General features: G+C 70.9%; 18 protein-coding genes. 16 read left to right on the forward strand and 2 right to left on the reverse strand.

Going from position 1 to position 20218, the window contains the following annotated elements; genetic code table 11:
* Nucleotides 1-53 precede the first annotated feature (53 nt).
* From WME90_RS23660 to WME90_RS23725, 14 genes are all read left to right on the forward strand, one after another.
* Nucleotides 54-3086: a TAT-variant-translocated molybdopterin oxidoreductase gene (locus WME90_RS23660; RefSeq protein ID WP_437283446.1), complete on the forward strand. Its 3033-nt coding sequence runs from the start codon at nt 54-56 to the stop codon at nt 3084-3086.
* The gene (nrfD, locus tag WME90_RS23665; protein ID WP_437283447.1) at nt 3083-4429 is read left to right on the forward strand and encodes an NrfD/PsrC family molybdoenzyme membrane anchor subunit; all 1347 of its coding nucleotides are present in this window, start codon (nt 3083-3085) and stop codon (nt 4427-4429) included. The genes WME90_RS23660 and nrfD overlap by 4 nt, the downstream gene beginning before the upstream one ends.
* 1 nt (nt 4430) lies before the next feature.
* Nucleotides 4431-4964 (forward strand): DUF3341 domain-containing protein, encoded by a 534-nt coding sequence (locus tag WME90_RS23670; protein WP_437283448.1) that lies wholly within the window; start codon nt 4431-4433, stop codon nt 4962-4964.
* Nucleotides 4961-5593 carry a c-type cytochrome gene (locus tag WME90_RS23675; RefSeq protein WP_437283449.1) on the forward strand — a complete coding sequence of 211 codons (633 nt, stop codon included), beginning with the start codon at nt 4961-4963 and terminating at the stop codon, nt 5591-5593. Before WME90_RS23670 ends, WME90_RS23675 begins: the two co-directional genes overlap by 4 nt.
* The gene (locus tag WME90_RS23680; RefSeq protein WP_437283450.1) at nt 5590-6777 is read left to right on the forward strand and encodes a hypothetical protein; all 1188 of its coding nucleotides are present in this window, start codon (nt 5590-5592) and stop codon (nt 6775-6777) included. The genes WME90_RS23675 and WME90_RS23680 overlap by 4 nt, the downstream gene beginning before the upstream one ends.
* The gene (locus WME90_RS23685; protein WP_437283451.1) at nt 6774-7169 is read left to right on the forward strand and encodes a hypothetical protein; all 396 of its coding nucleotides are present in this window, start codon (nt 6774-6776) and stop codon (nt 7167-7169) included. The genes WME90_RS23680 and WME90_RS23685 overlap by 4 nt, the downstream gene beginning before the upstream one ends.
* Complete coding sequence (locus WME90_RS23690; RefSeq protein WP_437283452.1) at nt 7166-8002, forward strand: SCO family protein; 837 nt, start codon at nt 7166-7168, stop codon at nt 8000-8002. Before WME90_RS23685 ends, WME90_RS23690 begins: the two co-directional genes overlap by 4 nt.
* On the forward strand, nt 7999-9087 hold the full coding sequence (coxB, locus tag WME90_RS23695) for a cytochrome c oxidase subunit II (protein ID WP_437283453.1): 1089 nt from the start codon (nt 7999-8001) through the stop codon (nt 9085-9087). Before WME90_RS23690 ends, coxB begins: the two co-directional genes overlap by 4 nt.
* Entirely contained in the window at nt 9084-10742 is a 1659-nt protein-coding gene (locus WME90_RS23700) for a cytochrome c oxidase subunit I (protein WP_437283454.1), read from the forward strand. Before coxB ends, WME90_RS23700 begins: the two co-directional genes overlap by 4 nt.
* On the forward strand, nt 10717-11379 hold the full coding sequence (locus WME90_RS23705) for a cytochrome c oxidase subunit 3 family protein (RefSeq protein WP_437283455.1): 663 nt from the start codon (nt 10717-10719) through the stop codon (nt 11377-11379). The genes WME90_RS23700 and WME90_RS23705 overlap by 26 nt, the downstream gene beginning before the upstream one ends.
* A gap of 26 nt (nt 11380-11405) precedes the next feature.
* Nucleotides 11406-11738, forward strand: a complete 333-nt coding sequence (locus tag WME90_RS23710) for a cytochrome C oxidase subunit IV family protein (protein WP_437283456.1) — start codon at nt 11406-11408, stop codon at nt 11736-11738.
* Between the two features lie 311 nt (nt 11739-12049).
* The gene (locus WME90_RS23715; RefSeq protein ID WP_437283457.1) at nt 12050-12757 is read left to right on the forward strand and encodes a hypothetical protein; all 708 of its coding nucleotides are present in this window, start codon (nt 12050-12052) and stop codon (nt 12755-12757) included.
* 213 nt (nt 12758-12970) lie between these two features.
* Nucleotides 12971-14029, forward strand: coding sequence for a hypothetical protein (locus WME90_RS23720; RefSeq protein ID WP_437283458.1), 1059 nt, complete (start codon nt 12971-12973; stop codon nt 14027-14029).
* A gap of 70 nt (nt 14030-14099) precedes the next feature.
* On the forward strand, nt 14100-14906 hold the full coding sequence (locus WME90_RS23725) for a ferritin-like domain-containing protein (RefSeq protein WP_437283459.1): 807 nt from the start codon (nt 14100-14102) through the stop codon (nt 14904-14906).
* Nucleotides 14907-14959: 53 nt separating this feature from the next.
* Here WME90_RS23725 and WME90_RS23730 read toward each other — a convergent pair whose 3' ends face one another.
* Nucleotides 14960-15472, reverse strand: a complete 513-nt coding sequence (locus WME90_RS23730; RefSeq protein ID WP_437283460.1) for a GNAT family N-acetyltransferase — start codon at nt 15470-15472, stop codon at nt 14960-14962.
* A 527-nt stretch (nt 15473-15999) separates the two neighbouring features.
* Here WME90_RS23730 and WME90_RS23735 point away from each other — a divergent pair.
* Both WME90_RS23735 and WME90_RS23740 read left to right on the forward strand, forming a co-directional pair.
* Nucleotides 16000-16593 carry a hypothetical protein gene (locus WME90_RS23735; RefSeq protein WP_437283461.1) on the forward strand — a complete coding sequence of 198 codons (594 nt, stop codon included), beginning with the start codon at nt 16000-16002 and terminating at the stop codon, nt 16591-16593.
* Between the two features lie 347 nt (nt 16594-16940).
* Nucleotides 16941-18305, forward strand: a complete 1365-nt coding sequence (locus WME90_RS23740) for a hypothetical protein (RefSeq protein ID WP_437283462.1) — start codon at nt 16941-16943, stop codon at nt 18303-18305.
* Between the two features lie 171 nt (nt 18306-18476).
* Here the strand turns inward: WME90_RS23740 and WME90_RS23745 are convergent, their stop codons facing one another.
* A complete protein-coding gene (locus tag WME90_RS23745; RefSeq protein WP_437283651.1) occupies nt 18477-19988 on the reverse strand; it encodes an FAD-dependent oxidoreductase in 1512 nt (503 codons plus the stop codon).
* Nucleotides 19989-20218: the final 230 nt, after the last annotated feature.

The following is a 20218-nucleotide window of genomic DNA, read 5'->3' on the forward strand; positions in this document are numbered from 1 at the left end:
CAGAGCGCCGTCAGGACGGCGGCGCGGATCCAACGATGACCTGAAGAGGGACGATGGCTGATCAGAAACAGATCCCGTGGAGCGCCGCGCTCGACGGCAAGACGGGTAAAGCGTACTGGCGCGGCCTCGCGGAGCTCCTCGAGTCACCAGAGCTCCTCGAGGCCGCGGCGCGGGAGCTCCCGGCGGGCGTGGGCGATCCGGCCGCGATGAGCCGGCGGCGCTGGCTCAAGCTCCTCGGCGCGAGCATGGCGCTCGCCGGCGTCTCCGGGTGCAGCTCGAGGTCCGCGCACAAGATCGTCCCTTACGTGACGGCGCCGCCCGAGGTGACCCCGGGCGTCCTCCGCTATTACGCCACCAGCCTGGATCTCGACGGGTTCGCGACGGGCATCCTCGTCGAGAGCCACGAGGGGCGGCCGACGAAGATCGAGGGCAATCCGCAGCACCCGGCGAGCCTCGGCTCGACCGGCGTCTACGAGCAGGCGTCGGTGCTCGGCCTCTACGATCAGCACCGCGCGCGCGCGGCGCGCCGCGGCGCCGCCCCGGCGACGTGGCGCGCGTTCGTCCAGCACTTCGAGGGCGCTCGGAGCGATCGCGGCGCCGGGCTCCGGTTCGTCCTTCGGCCCACCGGCTCTCCGCTCGTCCTCGACCTCATCGACCGCATCCAGGCGCGCTATCCGGCGGCCCGGTTCACGTTCTACGCGCCCGCGCGCTCGGCGCACCCGGCGCGCGGGGCCGAGCTCGCCTTCGGCGCTCCGCTCCAGGCGCAGTACGACTTCCGGGCAGCCGACGTCATCCTCGCGCTCGACGCCGACTTCCTCGCGTCGATGCCGTTCAGCGTGCGGTATGCGCGCCAGTTCGCGGAGCGCAGGCGCATCGGCTCGCCGACGGGCACGATGAACCGTCTTTATGTGATCGAGCCCGGGCTGACCCCGACGGGGAGCATCGCCGATCACCGCCTGCGCAAGCGGCCGAGCGACATACCAGCGGTCGCCGCGGCGATCGCGGCCGAGCTGCTCCTGGCCGAGGGCGCTCGCCCGGGGCTCATCCCTCCGCAGGCGCTCGGCGCGCTCGATCCGCTCCGGGCGCGGGTCCCCGCGGAGGAAAGGCCGTTCGTCCGGGCGGTCGCGCGCGACCTCGCGCGCGGCGGCGGGGCGAGCGTCGTCGTCGCGGGGGAGCGGCAGCCCCCCGAGGTCCACGCGCTCGCGCACCTCATGAACGCCGCGCTCCGCAACGATCGCGCGGCGTGGGCCACCGCGGGGACCTTGATCTCGGCCGGCGCCGCGGAGCAGGACCTCGCCGCGCTCGCCGGCGAGATCCGCGGCGGCGGCGTCGATACGGTCGTGATCCTCGAGGACAACGTGGCCTACACGGCGCCCGCGGATCTCGAGCTCGCGGCCCTGCTCCGCTCCGTCCCGAGCCGGGTCTACCTCGGGCTCTACGAGGACGAGACCGCCGCGGGCTGCGACTGGTTCGTGCCCGCCGCGCACGATCTCGAGGCCTGGGGAGACGCGCGCGCATACGACGGCACGATATCGCTGATCCAGCCGCTCATCGAGCCGCTCTTCCAGGGCAGGACCGCCGCCGAGGTGCTCGCGGTGTTCGCGGGCGAGGCGCCGAAGAGCGCGCGCGATCTCCTGCGCGACGCCTGGGCCGCGCGCCGGGGCGGCGCCGATTTCGATGCGTTCTGGGAGGAGGCGCTCCGGCGCGGGCTCGTCGAGGGCACCTCGGCCCCGCGCGAGGACGCCAAGCTGCGGCCCGACGGGGTGGCCGCGGCGCTCGCGCAGCTCGCGGCGGCGGCCCCGCCAAAGGCGGACGCCATCGAGGTCGCCTTCTCGGTCGACGCGAGCGTCTATGACGGCCGGTTCGCCAACAACCCGTGGCTCCTCGAGCTGCCGGATCCCATGACCAAGCTCACCTGGGACAACGCCGCGCTGCTCAGCCCGGCGACGGCAAAGACGCTCGGCGTCGAGAGCGAGGATGTGGTCGATCTCGAGCTCGGGGGGCGAACGATGTCGATACCGGTCCTCGTCGCGCCGGGGCACGCCGACGGCACGGTGTCGCTCACGCTCGGTTACGGGCGCAGCGGCGCCGAGTCGATCGCCGCCGGGGTTGGGTCCGACGCGTACCGGCTCCGCACCGCGGCCGCGCCCTTCTTCGCGGCGGGCGCCTCGGTGACGAAGCGGCCGGACCAGAAACACAAGCTCGCCGTGACGCAGAGGCACTGGAGCCTGGAGGGGCGCCCCATAGCGCTCTCGGTCCCCCTCGCCGTCTACCGCGAGCGCCCCGACTTCACGGAAGCGCTCAAGGGGCCACAGCCGTCGCTCATGCCCGCGACCGCCCCCGGGGCGCAGAAGGAGCAATGGGGCATGACGATCGATCTCACGATCTGCACCGGCTGCAGCGCGTGCGTCGTCGCGTGCCAGGCGGAGAACAACGTCATCGTGGTGGGCAAGGAGGAGGTCCTGAACAGCCGCGAGATGCATTGGCTCCGCATCGACACGTACGCGCTCGACGACCCGCGCGACCCGAGCAACCTGGCCGTCGTCCACCAGCCCATGCTGTGCCAGCACTGCGAGAAGGCGCCGTGCGAGTACGTGTGCCCCGTGAACGCGACGACGCACAGCCCCGACGGGCTCAACGAGATGACCTACAACCGCTGCGTCGGGACGCGGTTCTGCTCCAACAACTGCCCGTACAAGGTCCGCCGGTTCAACTGGTTCGATTACGGCGAGCTCCGCGCGTACAACACAGGACTCACGAAGCTCCAGCGCAACCCCGATGTGACGGTGCGGGAGCGCGGCGTCATGGAGAAGTGCACGTACTGCGTCCAGCGGATCCGCCGGGCGGAGATCGCCGCGCGGATAGAAGACCGCGCGATCCGCCCCGGAGAGGTCGTCACCGCGTGCCAGCAGGCCTGTCCGACGCAGGCGATCCAGTTCGGCTCTATCACACACGAGGAGACGGCGATGGTGGCGTGGCGGGGCGAGCCGCGGAGCTACGCGGTGCTCCACGACCTGGGCACCCGGCCGAGGACCATGTACCTCGCGCGCGTCGACAACAAGAACCCGGAGCTCGACGAGCCGTGACGGAGCCCCTCATCCTCGGCCGGCCAACCGATGAGGAGCTCTCCGAAGAGCTCCTGTCGGTCGTCTGGAAGCCGCGATCCAGGCTGTGGTGGGCGGCGTTCGCCCTCACCGGCGCCGGGACGATCGTGCTCGTGCTCGCCGTGACCTACACCGTCACCACCGGCATCGGGGTCTGGGGAAACAACATCCCGGTGGGCTGGGCGTTCGGGATCATCAACTTCGTGTGGTGGATCGGCATCGGCCACGCGGGGACGTTCATCTCCGCGATCCTGCTCCTCCTGGAGCAGCGCTGGCGCACGAGCATCAACCGGTTCTCCGAGGCGATGACCCTCTTCGCCGTCATCCAGGCAGGCCTCTATCCGCTCCTGCACCTCGGCCGGCCATGGTTCGCCTACTGGCTCGTCCCCTACCCCGCGACGCTGAGGGTATGGCCCCAGTTCAAGAGCGCGCTGCCGTGGGACGCCGCGGCCGTGTTCACGTACTTCACGGTCTCCCTCGTCTTCTGGTACGTCGGGCTCATCCCCGACTTCGCGTCCCTCCGCGACCGGGCTCCCAACCGCCTCCGCCGGGTCGTCTACGGCGTCCTGTCGCTCGGCTGGCGCGGCTCCGCCGTCGCCTATCGACACTACCGGCTCCTCTACGGGTTGCTCGCCGGGCTCGCGACCCCGCTCGTGCTCTCGGTGCACTCGATCGTGAGCACCGATTTCGCGATGGCGCTCGTCCCGGGCTGGCACTCGACCATCTTCCCCCCGTTCTTCGTCGCCGGGGCCATCTTCTCGGGCTTCGCGATGGTGCTGACGCTGATCATCCCGGCGCGCCGCATCTTCCACCTCGGGAACGTCATCACCCAGCGCCACATCGACAACCTGAGCAAGCTGGCGCTCGTCACCGCCTGGATCGTCATCTACTCGTACATCATCGAGCTCTTCGCCGCCTGGTACGGCGGATCGGCGACCGAGATCTACCAGTTCTTCGTCGCGCGCCCCGCCGGGCCGAACGCCGCGGTCTTCTGGGCGCAGATGATCTGCAACGTGCTCGTCCCCCAGCTGCTCTGGTTCCCGAAGGTCCGGAGGAACATGATCCTGCTCTGGATCATCTCGATCCTCGTGAACGTCGGGATGTGGTCCGAGCGCTTCGTGATCATCGTCCTGTCGCTGCAGCGCGAGTTCATCCCGTCGGCGTGGCACGCCTACCACCCGACGTACGTCGATATCTCGATGTTCATCGGGACGATCTGCTTCTTCCTGCTGCTCGTCCTGATCTTCCTCCGCCTCTTCCCGTTCATCCCCGTGGCCGAGGTCAAGGAGCTGAACCACGAGCTCAGCCACAAGGAGGAGCATTGAGATGAGGAGAGGACTGCTCGCCGAGTTCGAGACGCCCGAGGCGATGCTCCGGGCGATCGCGGAGCTCAGGAGCCGGGGATACCGGCGGCTCGACGCGTTCACGCCGTACCCGATCCACGGCGTCGATGAGGCGCTCGGACTCCGCCGCTCGCCGCTCAACTGGATCATCCTGCCCTTCGCGCTCGCGGGCACCGCGGGAGGCTACCTCCTCCAGTGGTTTTGCAACGCGTACGACTACCCGCTCAACGTGGGCGGGCGGCCGGCGCACGCGGCCCCGGCCTTCATACCGATCACCTTCGAGACGTTGGTGCTCACGTCCTCCCTCACCGGGTTCGTCGTGCTGCTCGTCCTCGCCCGGCTGCCCGAGCTCTGGCACCCGGTGTTCGACGTCCCCGGGTTCGAGCGTGCCTCCATCGATCGGTTCTGGGTCGGCATCGACGCCCGCGATCCAGCGCTGATCAGCCCCATCACCGAGCGCGATCTCACCGATCTCGGCGCCATCACCGTCGCCTGGGCTGGAAAGGAGCGTTCATGACGCGCGGACGGCTCCCCTCGCTCTCCTGCCTGGCCGCGGCGCTCTGCCTCTCGTGCACCCCGGTGACCTCGCCGGGCGCCGAGCCCGGCGAGCTGGACGCGCTGGATCTCGAGCGCATGCTCGACCAGCGGCGCTATGGGCCCTATCAGGAGTCAGACCTCTTCGACGACGGCTCGGCCATGCGTCACCCGCCCGGGGGCACCGTACCGAACGACCGCGTGACCGGCGATCCCGGGCTCACCCACGGGTTCACGGGCGGAACCTACGAGGCGCGCATCCCGGTCCCGGTGACCATCGAGCTGCTCCGGTACGGGAAGGATCGCTTCGAGATCACCTGCGCCGCCTGTCACGGCCTCGCCGGAGACGGCGAGTCGGAGGTCGCGCGCAATATGACGCTGCGGCGCCCGCCGTCCCTCGTCGACGCGCGCGTGCAGGCGTTCCCGCCAGGCCGCGTCTACCGGGTCATCGTCGAGGGCTACGGGCTCATGCGCTCCTACGAGCACCAGATCCCGCTGATGGATCGCTGGGCGATCGTGGCCTATGTGAAGGCGCTTGGGAAGAGCCGCGTCACCGCGCTCGACGCGCTCCCCCCACCCCTCCGCGAGCGCGCCCTGAAGGAGCTCCAGTGAACCGGCGATTCCCCATCTTCCGGGGCGGCCGCACGATCGTGTCGAGGTCCCTCGGCCTCGCGCTCCTCGGCGCCCTGCTGCTCGTCATCGGCGCGTTCGTGGACCGGGAGCGGCTCTTCTACGCGTACCTCGCGGCCTACGCCTTCGCCGTGACCACGGCGGTCGGGGCGCTCCTCTTCCTGATGACCTGCCACGCCATGAACGCGACATGGCCGGTGGCGGTCCGCCGCCTCACGGAGGCGATCGTCGGGGCGCTGCCGCTCCTCTGCGCGCTGTTCGTCCCGCTCCTGTTCGGCCTCGGCGCGCTCTACGGGGAGTGGCTCCACCCCGAGTCGATCCACGAGGAGCACGTCCGAGCCGCTGTGCTCCACAAGACGCCCTACCTGAACCTCCCCTTCTTCCTCGTGAGGACGGGGTTCTATTTCGCGGTCTGGCTCGTCTTCGGCGCCCTGCTCCGGCGCGGCTCGATGAAGGGCGACTCGAGCCCGGCTCTCGCGGACAGCCGGCGGCTCCGCGTGATCAGCGTCGCCGGCCTTCCGCCCGTCGCGCTCACGCTCTCGTTCGCGGCCTTCGACTGGCTCATGTCGCTCGCGCCGACGTGGGTGTCGACGATGTTCCCCGTCTACGTGTTCGGCGGCGGCTTCGTCGCGGCGATCGCGCTGCTCACGGTGCTCGCGTTCGCCGCCGAGCGCGCCGGGCTCCTGCCCGGGCTGAACGCGTCGCACTACTACGCGCTCGGCCGGCTGCTCCTCACGTTCACCATCTTCTGGGCCTATGCCGCGTTCTTCCAGCTCCTGCTGATATGGATCGGGAATAAGCCCGAAGAGGTCGAGTTCTACGTCCTCCGCTCCCACGGCCCGTGGGCGGTCGTGTCCGTCGTCCTCGTGCTCACGCGGTTCGTGATCCCCTTCGTGATCCTGCTCAACTACAGGATCAAGCGGCGCCCGGCCTGGCTGTCGGCCGTCGCCGCCTGGATCTTCGTCGCGCACTACCTCGACATGCACTGGCTCGTCGCGCCCGAGGCCCCCGGCGCTCGCGCGCCGTTCCACTGGCTCGACGCCGCGGCGCTCCTCGCCGTGGTCGGCTCGTGCGTCGCGTTCACCGTGCTGCGGGTGCGCGGCAGGCCGCTCGTCCCCGTCAACGACCCGGCGCTGCCGGCCGCCTTCCGCTACGAGAGCGTATGACATCCCACTATCGCCGCCCCGACGTGCACCAGGAAGAGGATGTCGTCCCCTGGAAGACGATCCTCGCCATCGCGTTCGCCGTCGTCGTGATCTTCATCGTCCTGGGCCTCTGGGCCTGGATGCTCATGCGCGGGCGCGAGGCGGAGCTCCGCCCCGCGGGGAAGAGCGCCGAGCGCGCCAGTGAGATCTCCCTGCCTCGCGGCCAGGCGGCCAGCGTGGATCAGCGCATCTTCCGGCGCGAGGAAATCGGCGAAGAGGGCGTTGGCGAGGCGCTGAACCGCCGGAAGCGCGAGGAGCTCGGCCGCTTCGGCTGGGTCGACCGCAACCGCGGGCTCGCGCAGATCCCGATCGAGGACGCGATGAACCTCATCGTGGAGGAGAGCCGTCGATGAGGATTCAACACCTGTCCACCGCGGCGTTCCTCGCGCTCGTGCTCGCGCGCGCGCCGATCGCGGCGGCCGCGGATCCGCCGTCGCTCCCGCCCGCCGCGCGCGAGGCCGACATCGAGGAGCGCCTCGGGAGCGCCATCGACACGGCGCTCCCCTTCACCGACATGGACGGGCGGCGCGCCCCGCTCGCCGAGCACTTCGACGGGCAGCGGCCGGTCCTCCTCGTCCTCGCCTATTACCGCTGCCCGACGCTCTGCGGCCTCGTGCTGCGCGGCCTGGTCGCCGGCATGGCGAAGCTCGATTATCGGCTGGGAGAGCACTACCGCGCGCTCACGGTGAGCTTCGATCCGCGGGACACCCCGGCGTCCGCGACGCGGAAGCGGACAGCCGCGCTGTCGGCCCTGGGCATGGCCGGCGCGCCGACGCCGGAGACCTGGCCGTTCCTGACCGGCGCGCTGCCCGAGATCCGCGCGCTCGCCGGCGATCTCGGCTTCCGGTTCGCGTACGACCCGCAGACGGAGCAGTACGCGCACCCCGCCGCCGTCTTCGTCCTCACGCCGCAGGGCCGTATCTCACGGGTCCTCTATGGCATCGAGTTCTCCCCCCTCGATCTCCGCCTCTCGCTCCTCGAGGCGAGCCGAGGGCAGATAGGCACCCCGCTCGAGCGTGTGCTCATGACGTGTTATCGCTACGACCCCGCGAGCCGCCGATACGGCCCTTATGTGGCCGGCTTCCTGAGGCTCGGCGGGGCCGCGATCGTGGCCTGGGTCGCCGCGATGGTCGCCTTCTTCGGCTGGCAAGGGCGGCGGCGCAGGAGAATGGAGCGCGCGCGATGAACGAGCTGCTGCGCCAGCTGCTCTTCCTGCCCGAGCAGCGCTCCTCGCTGGCCCGCGAGATCGACGGGCTGCACTACTTCGTCATCGTGATGACGATGGGCGGCGCCGCCATCATCACGCTCGTCGGCGGGTATTTCCTGATCCGCTATCGCCGGCGGCCCCAGGACACGCCGCGGCCGCACCCCGGGGCGTTCGCGCGGCCGGCGCTCTTCCTCGAGACGGTGTTGCTCTTCGCGCTGGGCTTCCTCTTCCTCACGTTCTGGACCATCGGCACGCGCCAGTTCGCCGACCTGCGCACGGCGCCGGACGACGCGCTCGACGTGTATGTCACGGGCAAGCAGTGGATGTGGAAGTTCGGCTATCCGGGGGGAGACCGCGAGATCTCGGTGCTCTACGTCCCCGCGCACAGGCCGGTCCGGCTCATCATGACGTCGCGCGACGTCATCCACAGCTTCTACGTGCCCGCGTTCCGCATCAAGCAAGACGTCATCCCTGGCCGGTACACCACGGTTTGGTTCGAGGCGAACGAGCCCGGCGCGTACCCCATCTTCTGCGCGGAGTTCTGCGGCACGAGCCACTCCGAGATGCGCGGCCAGGTGATCGCGCTCGACCCGGCCGACTACGAGCGCTGGCTCGCGGGCGGCGTGGCGAGCGCCCCGGCGTTCGCGCAGGAGGCCGCCGCCGAGGCGGAGAACGAGCTCGCCGAGGCGGAGCCGACGATGCCGAGCCGCGGGGAGCACGCCGCCGCGAAGCACGGCTGCCTGCGCTGCCACACGCTCGACGGCACGCCGCACGTCGGCCCCACCTGGGCCGGGCTCTACGGCGCCGCCGTGCCGCTCGAGGGCGGCGGCGAGCGCGTCGCCGACGAGGCCTACCTCACGGAGTCGATGATGGATCCGCTCGCCGCCCTGCACCGCGGCTTCCCGCCGGTCATGCCGTCCTATCTCGGACAGCTCACGCCGCCCGACGTCGCCGCGATCATCGAGCTCATGAAATCGATCCGCGACGTGCCCCGCGGCCCCGACGTGCCATGGGACGGCGGGGTCCCCGGGACCGCCACCACGCCGGAAGGGGTGACTCCATGATGGCCCACGAGGTCGAGGGGAAAGCGCCCGTCCACGGCGCGCATGCGGTCGATTATCTCCGCGCCGGCTCGGGCGTGCGATCGTGGTTGCTCACGACCGATCACAAGCGCATCGGGCTCATGTTCTACGCGCTCGTGGTGCTGATGCTCCTGCTCGGCGGCGCCTTCGCGCTCGTCCTCCGGACGGAGCTCCTGACCCCCGGGCCCACCGTGATCAGCGCGGCGACCTACAACCGCATGTTCACGCTCCACGGCGTGGTCATGGTGTGGCTCTTCATGATCCCGTCGATCCCGAACATCTTCGGGAACTTCGCGCTCCCGATCATGATCGGCGCCAAGGATCTCGCCTTCCCGCGACTCAACCTGGCGAGCCTCTACGTCTATGTGATCGGCGCCGTCATCACGCTGACGGCGGCGATCGCCGGGGGCACCGACACCGGCTGGACGTTCTACCCGCCCTACAGCACGACCACGCCGACGGGCGTCCTGCCGGTCGTGATCGGCATCTTCATCCTGGGCATCTCGTCGATCATGACGGCGGTGAACTTCATCGCCACGACGCACACGATGCGCGCCCGTGGGATCGGCTGGGGACGAGTGCCGCTCTTCGTGTGGGCCATCTACAGCACGAGCATCATCATGCTGCTCGCGACGCCCGTCCTCGGGCTGACGATCCTGCTCGTCGGGTTGGACCACATCTATCATTTCGGCGTCTTCGACCCGACGCTCGGCGGGGATCCCGTGCTGTTCCAGCACCTGTTCTGGTTCTACTCCCACCCTGCCGTCTACATCATGGTGCTCCCGGCGCTCGGGGTCATCAGCGAGGTGGTCTGCACCTTCGCGCAGCGGCAGCCGGCGTCCTACTGGGCGATCGCCCTCTCGTCGTTCGGCATCGCGTTGATCGGGTTCGCGGGGTGGGGGCACCACATGTTCGTGGCCGGGATGAGCGAGCTCGACGCCGGGATCTTCGGCGCGTTCTCGATGTTCATCGCGATCTTCTCGGCCATCAAGGTCTTCACCTGGGTGGCGACGCTGCACAGGGGGTCCATCCAGTTCAACACCCCGATGCTGTATTTCTTCTGGTTCCTGTTCCTCTTCGTCTTCGGAGGTATGACGGGCGTCGCCGTGGCCACGCAGTCGCTCGACGTCCACTGGCACGACACCTATTTCGTCGTCGCCCACTTCCATTTCATCATGGTGGGCGGCACGCTCACCGCGTTCCTCGCGGCGGCGCACTACTGGTTCCCCAAGATGTTCGGCCGCGCCTACTCGGAGCCGATGGGGCTGCTCACGTCCTTCGGGGTGTTCCTTGGGTTCATCCTGACGTTCCTCCCCCAGTTCCTGGCGGGCAACGCCGGGATGCCGCGCCGCTATTACAGCTATCCGGAGCAGTACCAGTGGCTGAACGTCCTCTCGACGGGCGGGGCCTACCTGCTCGCGGGCGCGCTCGTGCTCGCGCTCGTGAACCTCCTTGTCGCCCTGCGCTGGGGGGCGCGCGCCACGGCCAATCCATGGAGATCCCGGAGCTACGAGTGGATGACGCCGCCCATCCCGCCGGAGCACAACTTCCCCGTGACGCCGGTCATCGATCGCGGCCCGTACGATTACCACCTGACCGAAGAGGAGGCCCATGACCGAGTCTCAACCGCCCGCTGAGCAGCTCGCGCCGGCGCGGCTCGCCGTGCAGTTCGAGGATCTCGAGAAGCAGACCCACGCCGCGCACTTCGGCATGTGGATCTTCCTCGCCAGCGAGGTCCTGCTCTTCGCCGGTCTCTTCGCCCTGTACGCCGCCTACCGCGCCGCCTTCGGCCCCGAGTTCAGCGCCGGGGTCGCCCACAACAACGTCGCCATCGGGACGGCCAACACGGCGATCCTCCTGACGAGCAGCCTGCTCGTCGCGCTGAGCGTCTACGCCGTGCGCCTCGACCGGCCCGAGAAAGCCGGCCGCCTCCTGCTCGGCGCCATCGCGCTCGGCGTCGCCTTCCTCGTGCTGAAGGGCGTCGAGTACGCCCAGCACTTCCAGCAGGGGATCTTCCCCGGCGCCGCCTACCGCTTCGAGGAGCTCCCGCAGAACGGCGCGAAGCTGTTCTTCACGCTCTATTTCCTGACGACCGGGCTCCACGCCATCCACGTCACGGCGGGGCTCGTCATCCTCGCCTGGATCACGTGGGGGTGCTTCCGGCGCCGGTACGGCGCGGGCAACGACACGCACGTCGATCTGGGCGGGCTCTACTGGCACCTCATCGACGTGATCTGGATATTCCTCTGGCCGATGCTCTACCTGATGCACTGATGCACCACGAACGGCACGTTGCGCCCATGACCGTCAAGCACCTCTCCTCGCGGACCTACGTGATCGTCTGGCTCCTCCTGATGGCGCTCACGCTGACCTCGTACCTCCTCTCGCTGGCCCACCTCGGCGAGGCCGACGTCGTCGCGGCGCTCCTCATCGCCGTGGCGAAGACGGTGCTCGTGCTGCTCTTCTTCATGCACCTCATCGAGCAGCGCTTCGCGAACGCCCTCCCCATGATCGTGGCGGCGCTCCTCCTCGGCCTCATGCTCACGCTGATGCTCAGCGACGTGACGAGCCGTCAGGCGATCTTGCAGCGGCCGATCCCGCTGACCCCGCCGCCCGCGGCCGCGCCTCGATGATCCGTCCGTCGCGTGGGCGCGCCGTCCGGCGCGGGCCGTAGCGGACCGCCGTCGCGCGACGACGGGAGCTCGCCGGCGTCGCGATGAGCGCGCGGCGCCATCCCAGGGCGCGCGGCCGAGCTCGTCGAAGCGACGAGGGAGCTCGGCTGTCGCCCGAGGGCGCGAGACGCCGATCTCACCGCATCGGGCGCAGCTCACGTGGGCTGTCCGCCGCCCTGGTTCGGACCTACAAACACGTGCTCTCGGTGCCGCGCGACGGCCCTGCGGAAGGGTGTCTGCGCCTCGGGCATTGAACGTTCGTAGGAGCGACCATGAAGAGGTGGATTGGGCGGGGCGCGGTCCTGTGCGGCCTCGCCGCGGCCGCGTGCACTCCCGGCCCGGCGGACGCGCCGTGGCTCGCGGAGGGGGACGGGTCTCTGGGGGTGGACTGGGCGGCGGCCTCTCCGACGGCGTTCCGCGGCGCCCCCGGGAACGTCGACCCGAGCGCGCCGTGCTCCGCGCGGGTCCTCTTCGCGGAGGCGTTCGCGGACGACGCCGCCCGCTGGAGCCTCGCGGCGGGGTGGGAGATCGGGCCGGCGAGGGCGTCGAGCGACCAGCGCGCGGGGTTCCCCGATCCGACGGACGATCACACGGCGGCCGGCGACAACGGCGTGGCGGGCGTGGTCCTCGGCGGCAGCCCGAGCATCACCGTGCCGCACCCGCAGCGCTACCTGACGAGCCCCGCCGTCGACGCGCTCGTGAGCGGGCGAGTCACGCTGTCGTTCTGGCGCTGGCTGAACACCACGTACCGAAACAAGGCCCGCGTCGAGGTCTTCGACGGCTCGCGCTGGAGGATCGTCTACGAGTCTCCGCACGACGATGTCACCGAGTCCGGATGGAAGCGCGTGACGTACGACCTCACGCCCTACAAGAGCTCGAAGCTGCAGGTGCGGTTCGGCTACAGCGCCCTCATCGCCTTCGGTGGCGCGCCCATGTCCGGCTGGAACATCGACGACGTGCAGATCAGCGCGTGCCGCTGAGGGTTCGCGGGCCGAGCGGGAGAGCGCCCACGAACCCCGCGAGCGCCGAGAGAAGGCACACCACAGCTGTTTTTTTCTTCTCCTGCTGACGCGCACAACGCCCCCGAGATCCGCCATCGATGGCCCTGGCACTTCGCTTGCTCAACCCAGCGTCGGAGCGCGCGAGGACGAAACCTTGCGCCAACCTGTGCCAAAGAAAGGAACCATCGAACCATGCCCACGCAGAAGAAGCGAAAGGCGCTGAAGGCGCCGTTCATCGTGACCGTCGCCGCGGCGGCCTCGTTGACGGCCGCGGTGGCCCTGCCGGGGTGCAATCCCACGGTGACGGGCGGCAGCTGTCCCGAGTCGGCGCCGGCGGTCGGATCGGCCTGCGACGGGGACGATCTCTCGTGCGGCTACGGCGATGACGGGTGCGGCCACCCCATCGACTTCACGTGTTCGGATGGGGTGTGGGAGCAGGAGCCCACGGCGACGTGCAACCCGCCCCCGCCGCCGGAGTGCCCTGTGGAGGTGCCGCAGGCCGGCAGCGCCTGCGAGGAGCTCGGGAAGACCTGCAACTATGACACCACCGGTTGCCCCTCGGTGGTGACGTGCGGTGACGACGGCACATGGTCCGACCCGATCTCGCCGGCCTGCAACCCGCCGCCCCTGGAATGCCCCCTGGAGAAGCCGGCGGCCGGCAGCGCCTGCGTTCAGCCCGGGATGAGGTGCCCCTACGAGGACGCCGCGCCCGCCTTGAGCTGCCCCACGATGCTGACGTGCGGTGACGACGGGACGTGGGCCGAGACGGTCGTGCCGACGTGCAACCCGCCGGCGCCGGTGTGCCCCGAGAAGATGCCGGCCGACGGGGACCTCTGCGAGGGAGGGACCGGGACCTGCCCCTACGAGATGATGACCGGCTGCGGCCCGATGCCGACCGAGGCCGTGTGCGTCCTGGAGAAGGACACCTGGCGCTGGCAGGCACACGAGATCTTCTGCAACCCGCCGCCCCCTGAGGTCTGTCTCACGGCCGCCACCGAGGACGCGTGCGAAAACCTCGGGCCGACGTGTCGCTGGCTCACGCCAGGCTGCGGCGACGCCTCGGAGACACCGGTGCTGGCCAAGGCGGGCTGCTTCCCGAGCCAGGAATGCGAGGCCGGCGCGGCGTGTCCGGGAGGGACGACCTGTCAGGAGGTCGTCATCAACCCCTGTTACAAGGAGGCCTGTGACGCGTGCGGCTCGACCGTGCAGGTGTGCGCGCCGCCTGATGTGCGCCCTGGCGCGTCGGGGTGAGCTCGCCCGCGGGCGGCGAGCGCCCGTCTCCCATCTTGCCGCCCTCTGACCCCCCGCCTACCGTGACCCCATGACGGACGCCCCCGACGCAGAGCAGGACAGCGCCGCTGACGCGGAGGCGCCGCACAAGCAGCGCGCCCCTCTCCCTCCCGCGAGCGACGCGGTCCGCGCCGAGTGGGGGCGGCGCGTCGAGGCCGAGTACCGCTCGGCGGCGATCACGCAGCACCTCACGCTCTGGCTGATCCAGATGGGCGCGTCGCCGGATCTCATCGACGACGGCCTTCGCATCGTCAAGGACGAGCTCGCGCACGCCCGCCTCAGCCATCGCGTCCACGCCCGCGCGGGCGGCGGGGCCTTGCCGGCGCTCCGCCGAGAGACGCTCGGGCTCAGGAGCAGCGGAGATGAGCCGCTCGAGATGGCCGTCGCCCGGGCGGGCGTGGAGGTGTTCTGCCTGGGAGAGACGGTCGCGGTCCCGCTCTTCAAGGTGCTCCGCGAGGGGTGCACCGTCCCGGTCGCGCGCCGGGCGCTCGACCGCATCCTGCGCGACGAGGTGCGGCACCGCGACTTCGGCTGGACGCTGCTCCGTTACCTGCTCGATCTGCCGTGTGCGCCGGCCGTGCGGCAGCTGGTCGAGCGCGAGCTCCACGCCATGTTCACGCGGCTGCGCAGGAGCTACATGCCCCCTGGGGGCGCGAGGCGCGCGGCGATCTCCGAGGACGACCGCGCCTGGGGTCTGATGCCGCCCGCCCGATATGGCGAGATCCTCGAGCGCGCCGTGGAGCGGGACTACGTGCCTCGCTTCGGCGAGCACGGCCTCGACGCGATCGCCGCCTGGCGCGCGGCGACCGCGCCCGATCGGTCCGGCGCCCTCGAATGACGGCGTAGACCGCCGTCCTGACGGACGAGCGATCGGACGAAACAGGCGATAGATCAGGTCGTGAAGACGCCGAACTCGGGGCTGTAGATGACCACACCCCGCGCGCGCTCCAGCGCCCCCTGCGCGAGCTCGATCGCCATGAACGCCTCGTCCGCTGCGTACTCGTTGCCGAGGCCGTACAGGCTGGCCATCTTGAACCCGAACCGCGCGTAGTACGCAGGCGCTCCGAGGACGACGGCGAAGGCGAAGCCGGCGTCCCTGCACGCCTCGATCCCTCGTCGCACCAGCGCGGAGCCGATGCCTCGGCCCTCCAGCCCAGGTGAGACCGCGAGCGGCGCGAGGCCGACGCCTTTCCCGGGGACGCCGTCGCCGGCGATGGTGACCGGGCTGAAGAGGACATGTCCGACGATGACCGTGTCCGTCTCCACGACCAGCGAGACCGCCGCGCGCCCCGCGTCCCGCAGCCTGTCCACGAGATCCGCCTCGAGCGCCGAGGGAAACGCCGCGGAGTGAACCGCGCGGATCCCCGCTTCATCGCCCGCGCGCTCCGGCCTGACGTCCATCATCGACGCGCCCCTCCGGGCCGGTGCCCCTCCGCCGAGCCGCCGGCGCGACGGGCAGCGTCCGGCGCCGTCCCCCGCCGGCGAGCAGCGTCAAGCGCCAAGGAGGGCGTGGTTATGACAGACCATGTCCGACCGGGTCGACGCCTCGATAACCCCCCGTCCTCTCCAGCTCTCCACAGGTGTTCTCCACAGTGCATCCCCTGCACAACAGCTGGATTCTGTCGGTTACCATCGCCGCGCGCGCCTCGTCTCGTCATGGCCATTCGCGCAGCCTAGCCGAGCCCCGCGCCGCAGGGCGAACCGGCGCTCGACACTCAACGCAAGTATTCGTAATTGCTTTTATTTTCATGACCATGGGCACCGCCGTCCGCCCTCGACAGGTTGGGACAATGTCCGTCCGATCTATCCCTTTCCCGACGGGTCGAAGATGACTATCCATGGTAGACATCGAGGACGCGGCGCGACGGCGTGTCTCTCGCACGATGCGTGTAAATGGCGCGCCGGAATGCTTCGTTTTTGGAGGAGACTTCATGGAAAAGATCTCGCTCACGTACTTTGTCGACTTCGTGCTCAAGGCCGGGACGCCCAAGCTGACCGGCGTCAGGGAGTTCAAGGAGCGGAAGGACGAGCTCCACACGGACTTTTACAGGCAGGTGCGAGAGGCGATCGTCGACATGCACAGGAGCGGAAAGCCCACCAGCGTGCTCGACGGCTTCCTCGCCGCCCAGCACGACGAGCGGCGCCGCCGCATCTATCCGTCGGTGGTGAATGGTTATCGCAAGTTCCTCGCTTCGACGAAGATGACGTGGTTCGAGCCGCCGTCGTCGACCTACCGCCTCGGCGATCTCGAGATCAACGTCAATCCGGAGCTCGGGCTCGTCATCGATGGGACGCCCCATGTCATCAAGATGTATTTCCGCGGCGAGCCCCTGTCGTCCAAGCGCGTCTCGGTCGTGCTGAACCTGCTCATGAACGGGCTCGCGGAGAGCACGCCGGGCGGCGCCTTCGCGGTGCTCGACGTGCGGAACGCCAAGATTCACACCTTCAAGGTGCCGAACCCGCGGCTCAGCCTGCTGCTCCGCGGCGAGGCGGCCTCGTTCGCCACCATCTACACGGGGCTGTGATCGAGGCGCCGCCGAGCGAGGCGGCGCCGCGCCGACGTCGCACCACGTCATCTCCTGGCGCCCCCCGGGGTCGCCACGCCGCGCGCCCTCCGCCGCTCACCCCGGCGGAGAGCGCGCGGCGCCCGCGCCCCGACCAGCGCAGCAACCCGGCGCCGAGGGTGGACGCGTGGGCGTGGGCGCGTGGGCGTGGACGCGGGAGCCGAAAGGTCGATGTCACGACGACGACGTGAGACGACGACGCAACGACGACGTGATGACGCGACGCCGCAATGAATGGCGCACAGGGAATCGAGCTGTAGGAGATCGACGCCTCTGGCCTCATCGCAGAACGTACAAGCAGAGTAAAAATGACCGACTCAGAGAAAGAGAACTACGATCGCTCCGGCAGTTTCGTTTATCCTCAAGCTGCCATGGACCGCCGCGCGCAGATCACCGCAACCCCGCTTCATGTGCCCAGCATTCTTGTGGTCCTCGATCCCGCGTGGCCGGCGCTCTTCAGCCTCTGCCTCACGGTGGCGCCGGGCTGCGGGGTGCTGCTGCACCGCTGCGACGCGGCCACCGCCGCGACGATCGCCGCCGAGCGCCGGCCGCTCGCGATCCTCCTGTCCAACGGCGTCTACGCGAGGGATCCGGCCGATTTCGAAGCGCTCGCCCGGGACGTCCGCGCGACGCTGCTGCGGCTCGACGACGAGGTCAGCGAGCGAGAGCTCGAGGTGATGCTGAACGGCGCGCTGCGCGAGGCGCGCGTGATGAACGCGCAGCGCGAGACGGGGCGGCGCGACGAGGGCAGCGGGCGCTACACGATGATCGGGGCGCACCGCAGCGAGACCGTCGGCGCCAAGGGGGCGGCGAGCGCGGATCCGCGCACGCCGCAGCAGCCGGGCGTGAGCGGCGATCCCCGCCTCGCCCCGAGGGTCCGCGAGACGTCGTCGAGCCAGAGCTCGATGCCGCCGCCGTCGGCCCGCTCCGGTGCCCCGCCGTCGGCCCGGGCGCCGCTGGCGAGCCACGCGCTCACGCCGGTACCGCCGTCGAGCGCGCCGCCGTCGTTCCGTTCCCCGCCGTCGGTGCCCTCCGCGCCGCCGCTCGCGCGCACGCAGCCGAGCGCTTACGCGCCGGGCGAGCCGCGGTCGGCTCCGCCGCCTTCCGCGCGGTCGCTCTCGATCCCCGCGCCGGCGCACGCGGAGGCCGCCACGAGCGGCCGTCTGTCGAGCTTGCCCCCGTCATCGGGACGCGCCGAGCTCCTGTCGAGCCCGCCTCCGTCGTCGGGACGCGCCGAGCTCCTGTCGAGCCCGCCCCCGTCGGTGCGCGCGCAGCCGAGCGCGCCGCCGCCTCTCCCATCCCGCGCGCTGCCGGGGGGCACCGCGGCTCGTCGGCCCACGCCCATGCCGCCCTCGAGCGGGCAAGCAGGGCCGCCTTCCTCCGCGCGCAGCCTGCCAAGCCCGCCGTCGTTGCGTGCGATGGCGAACGCGCCCCCCTCCGTGCGCTCCGTCCCGCCCGGCGCGCTCTCGAACACCGAGCCCCCGCCCTCGATCAGGGCGATGGGGCCGCTGTCGGCGCGCATGGCCCCGGCGTCGTCAGTGCGCCCCGAGCTGTCGCCGCGCTCGGGCGTACGAGAGCGGGGCAGCGAGGAGCTCGACGCCGTGTTCGAGGATCAGAAGCTGCCCCTCGACGCGCTCGCGCGGGGCAACCGTGGCACCACGACCACGCGCTGAAGCGCGGGCCAGAGCGGTTTCCGCCCACCTCTGCACCATGCAGAGCAGAGCGGCGGTCACCCGCACAGGAGACGGGCCCAGATCGACGTTTTCGGCGCGCAAGCGCACTCAAGTGCGCTGAGCACCGAAAACGTCGAGGTGGGCCCGTATCCGAAGCGGGTGACCGTCGCTCTAGCGGGGGCGCGTGACCCACGACACGGTGGAGCCCGCAGCGCGCCCGAGCAGATCGCCGGCGATGTCGATCAGCGCGGGCGGCGCGGGCGCGCCGAGATCGCGGCCGAGATCGACGAGGATGCGGTCGACGCACTCCATCGCGCTCGAGGCGGCGAGATCCACCCCTGCGCCGCGCCCGCCGGCCGCCCGGCCCGCCAGGTACAGCCCTCGCACAGGCGTGTACACCGCCGGCCGCGCCCGGCCGACCTGACCAGGCGTCTGCGCCGCCCCCGCCGCGAGCTCGCCGGCCGGGGCGCACGCCTCCCCGCGCTCGCCCGCGGTCAGGCCGTCGACGAAGATCGCCTCGGAGAGCGCGCCGGGCACCGCGGCCGACAGCGCGCGCAAGAGCTCGTCGACCGTCGCGCCGGGAGCGCCGCCGCTCCCATCCGATACGGCGCACGCGCAGAGGAGCTCGTGCCCGGGCGGCGCGAGCGACGGGTCGAAGCGCGTCGGCGCGATGCAGTAGAACGGAAGCACCGCCGCGCCGGCGCCGCCGGCGAGACCGGCGAGCGCGCCGGCGGCGGCGAGCCGCCTGCGCAGCCCGATCTTCACCTCGACCAGCCTCGGCTGCGGCGTGATCGCGCGGGCGCGCGCCACATACGCCTGGGGGAAGTGCGGCTCGCCCACGAGGCCCGAGACCGTGCGCAGGAGCCCTGCCGTGCTCACCACGATGCGCGCAGGCAGCGCCGTTCCGTCCTCGAGCTCGACGCCGCACACGCGGCGATCGCGCACCAGCACGCGGCGCACGGTCGCGCCCGTCCACACCGCAGCGCCGAGCTCCCGGGCCAGGCGGCAGAAGACCTCGGGGATCCGCGACGCGCCGCCCTCGGGGTAGCGCTGCCGCCCGGCGCGGGCGAGCCGACGCAACGAGAACAACGCCTCGCCGGCCGAGGCCGCCGTTCCCGGCAGCAGCAGCGGCAGGCCTAGCAGCCCGCCGAGCCGAGCGGCGGCCGCGGCGCGCGGGATGAAGCGGGCCACGTACGCCTCGGCCGTCACATCGTCGCACGCGGCCAGATCGACGTCGCGCATCGCCGCCGCGTGCGCGAAGAGACGCGCGGCGCGCGCGGCCTCCAGGGGCGTGAGGTCGAGGCCGCGCGCGAGATCCCGCGCGGCGCCGGCGATCCGGAGGAGATCCGCCTGCAGGACGACGCGGCCTGCGCGCGCGGCCCCGGCGCGGGCGCCCGCGAAGCAGAGCGCCGCCGGCCCGTCGCTGTGCCGGAAGGTGATCGCGTCGCCCTGGCCCACGCGGCGGAGCACGTCGCCGAGCGGGCCTTGCTCACCGCAGCAGAGCATGTGCGTGGCTGTGTCGACACGGAAGCCATCCCTCTCGTAAGCCGCAGAGGAGCCGCCCACGCGGCGCTCCTCCTCGACGAGCAGGGTCGGGATGCCGGCGTGCGCCAGGAGGAGCGCCGCAGCAGCACCGCCGACGCCCGAGCCGATCACCACCGCGCGCAAGGGAGCCTCGTCCATCACGTCGCGAGAACATAACGCGGAGAGCCCCGCGCGGCGCGGGGCGCAGCACCGTCGAAATCACGCAGGGGGCGCGAGGGGACGCGAGGGGATGCGCACACCCACGTGGGAGGACGCGGGGGCACGCGAGGAGACACGGGGCTACGCGGAATCACGCAGGACAAGGCAGCGCAGCACACCGCGGCTCGAGCCGCTCGAGCAGCTCGACAAAGCGGGGAGGCGCGCGCCGA

The organism is Sorangium sp. So ce375, from assembly GCF_051473855.1.
Lineage (GTDB): Bacteria > Myxococcota_A > Polyangia > Polyangiales > Polyangiaceae > Sorangium.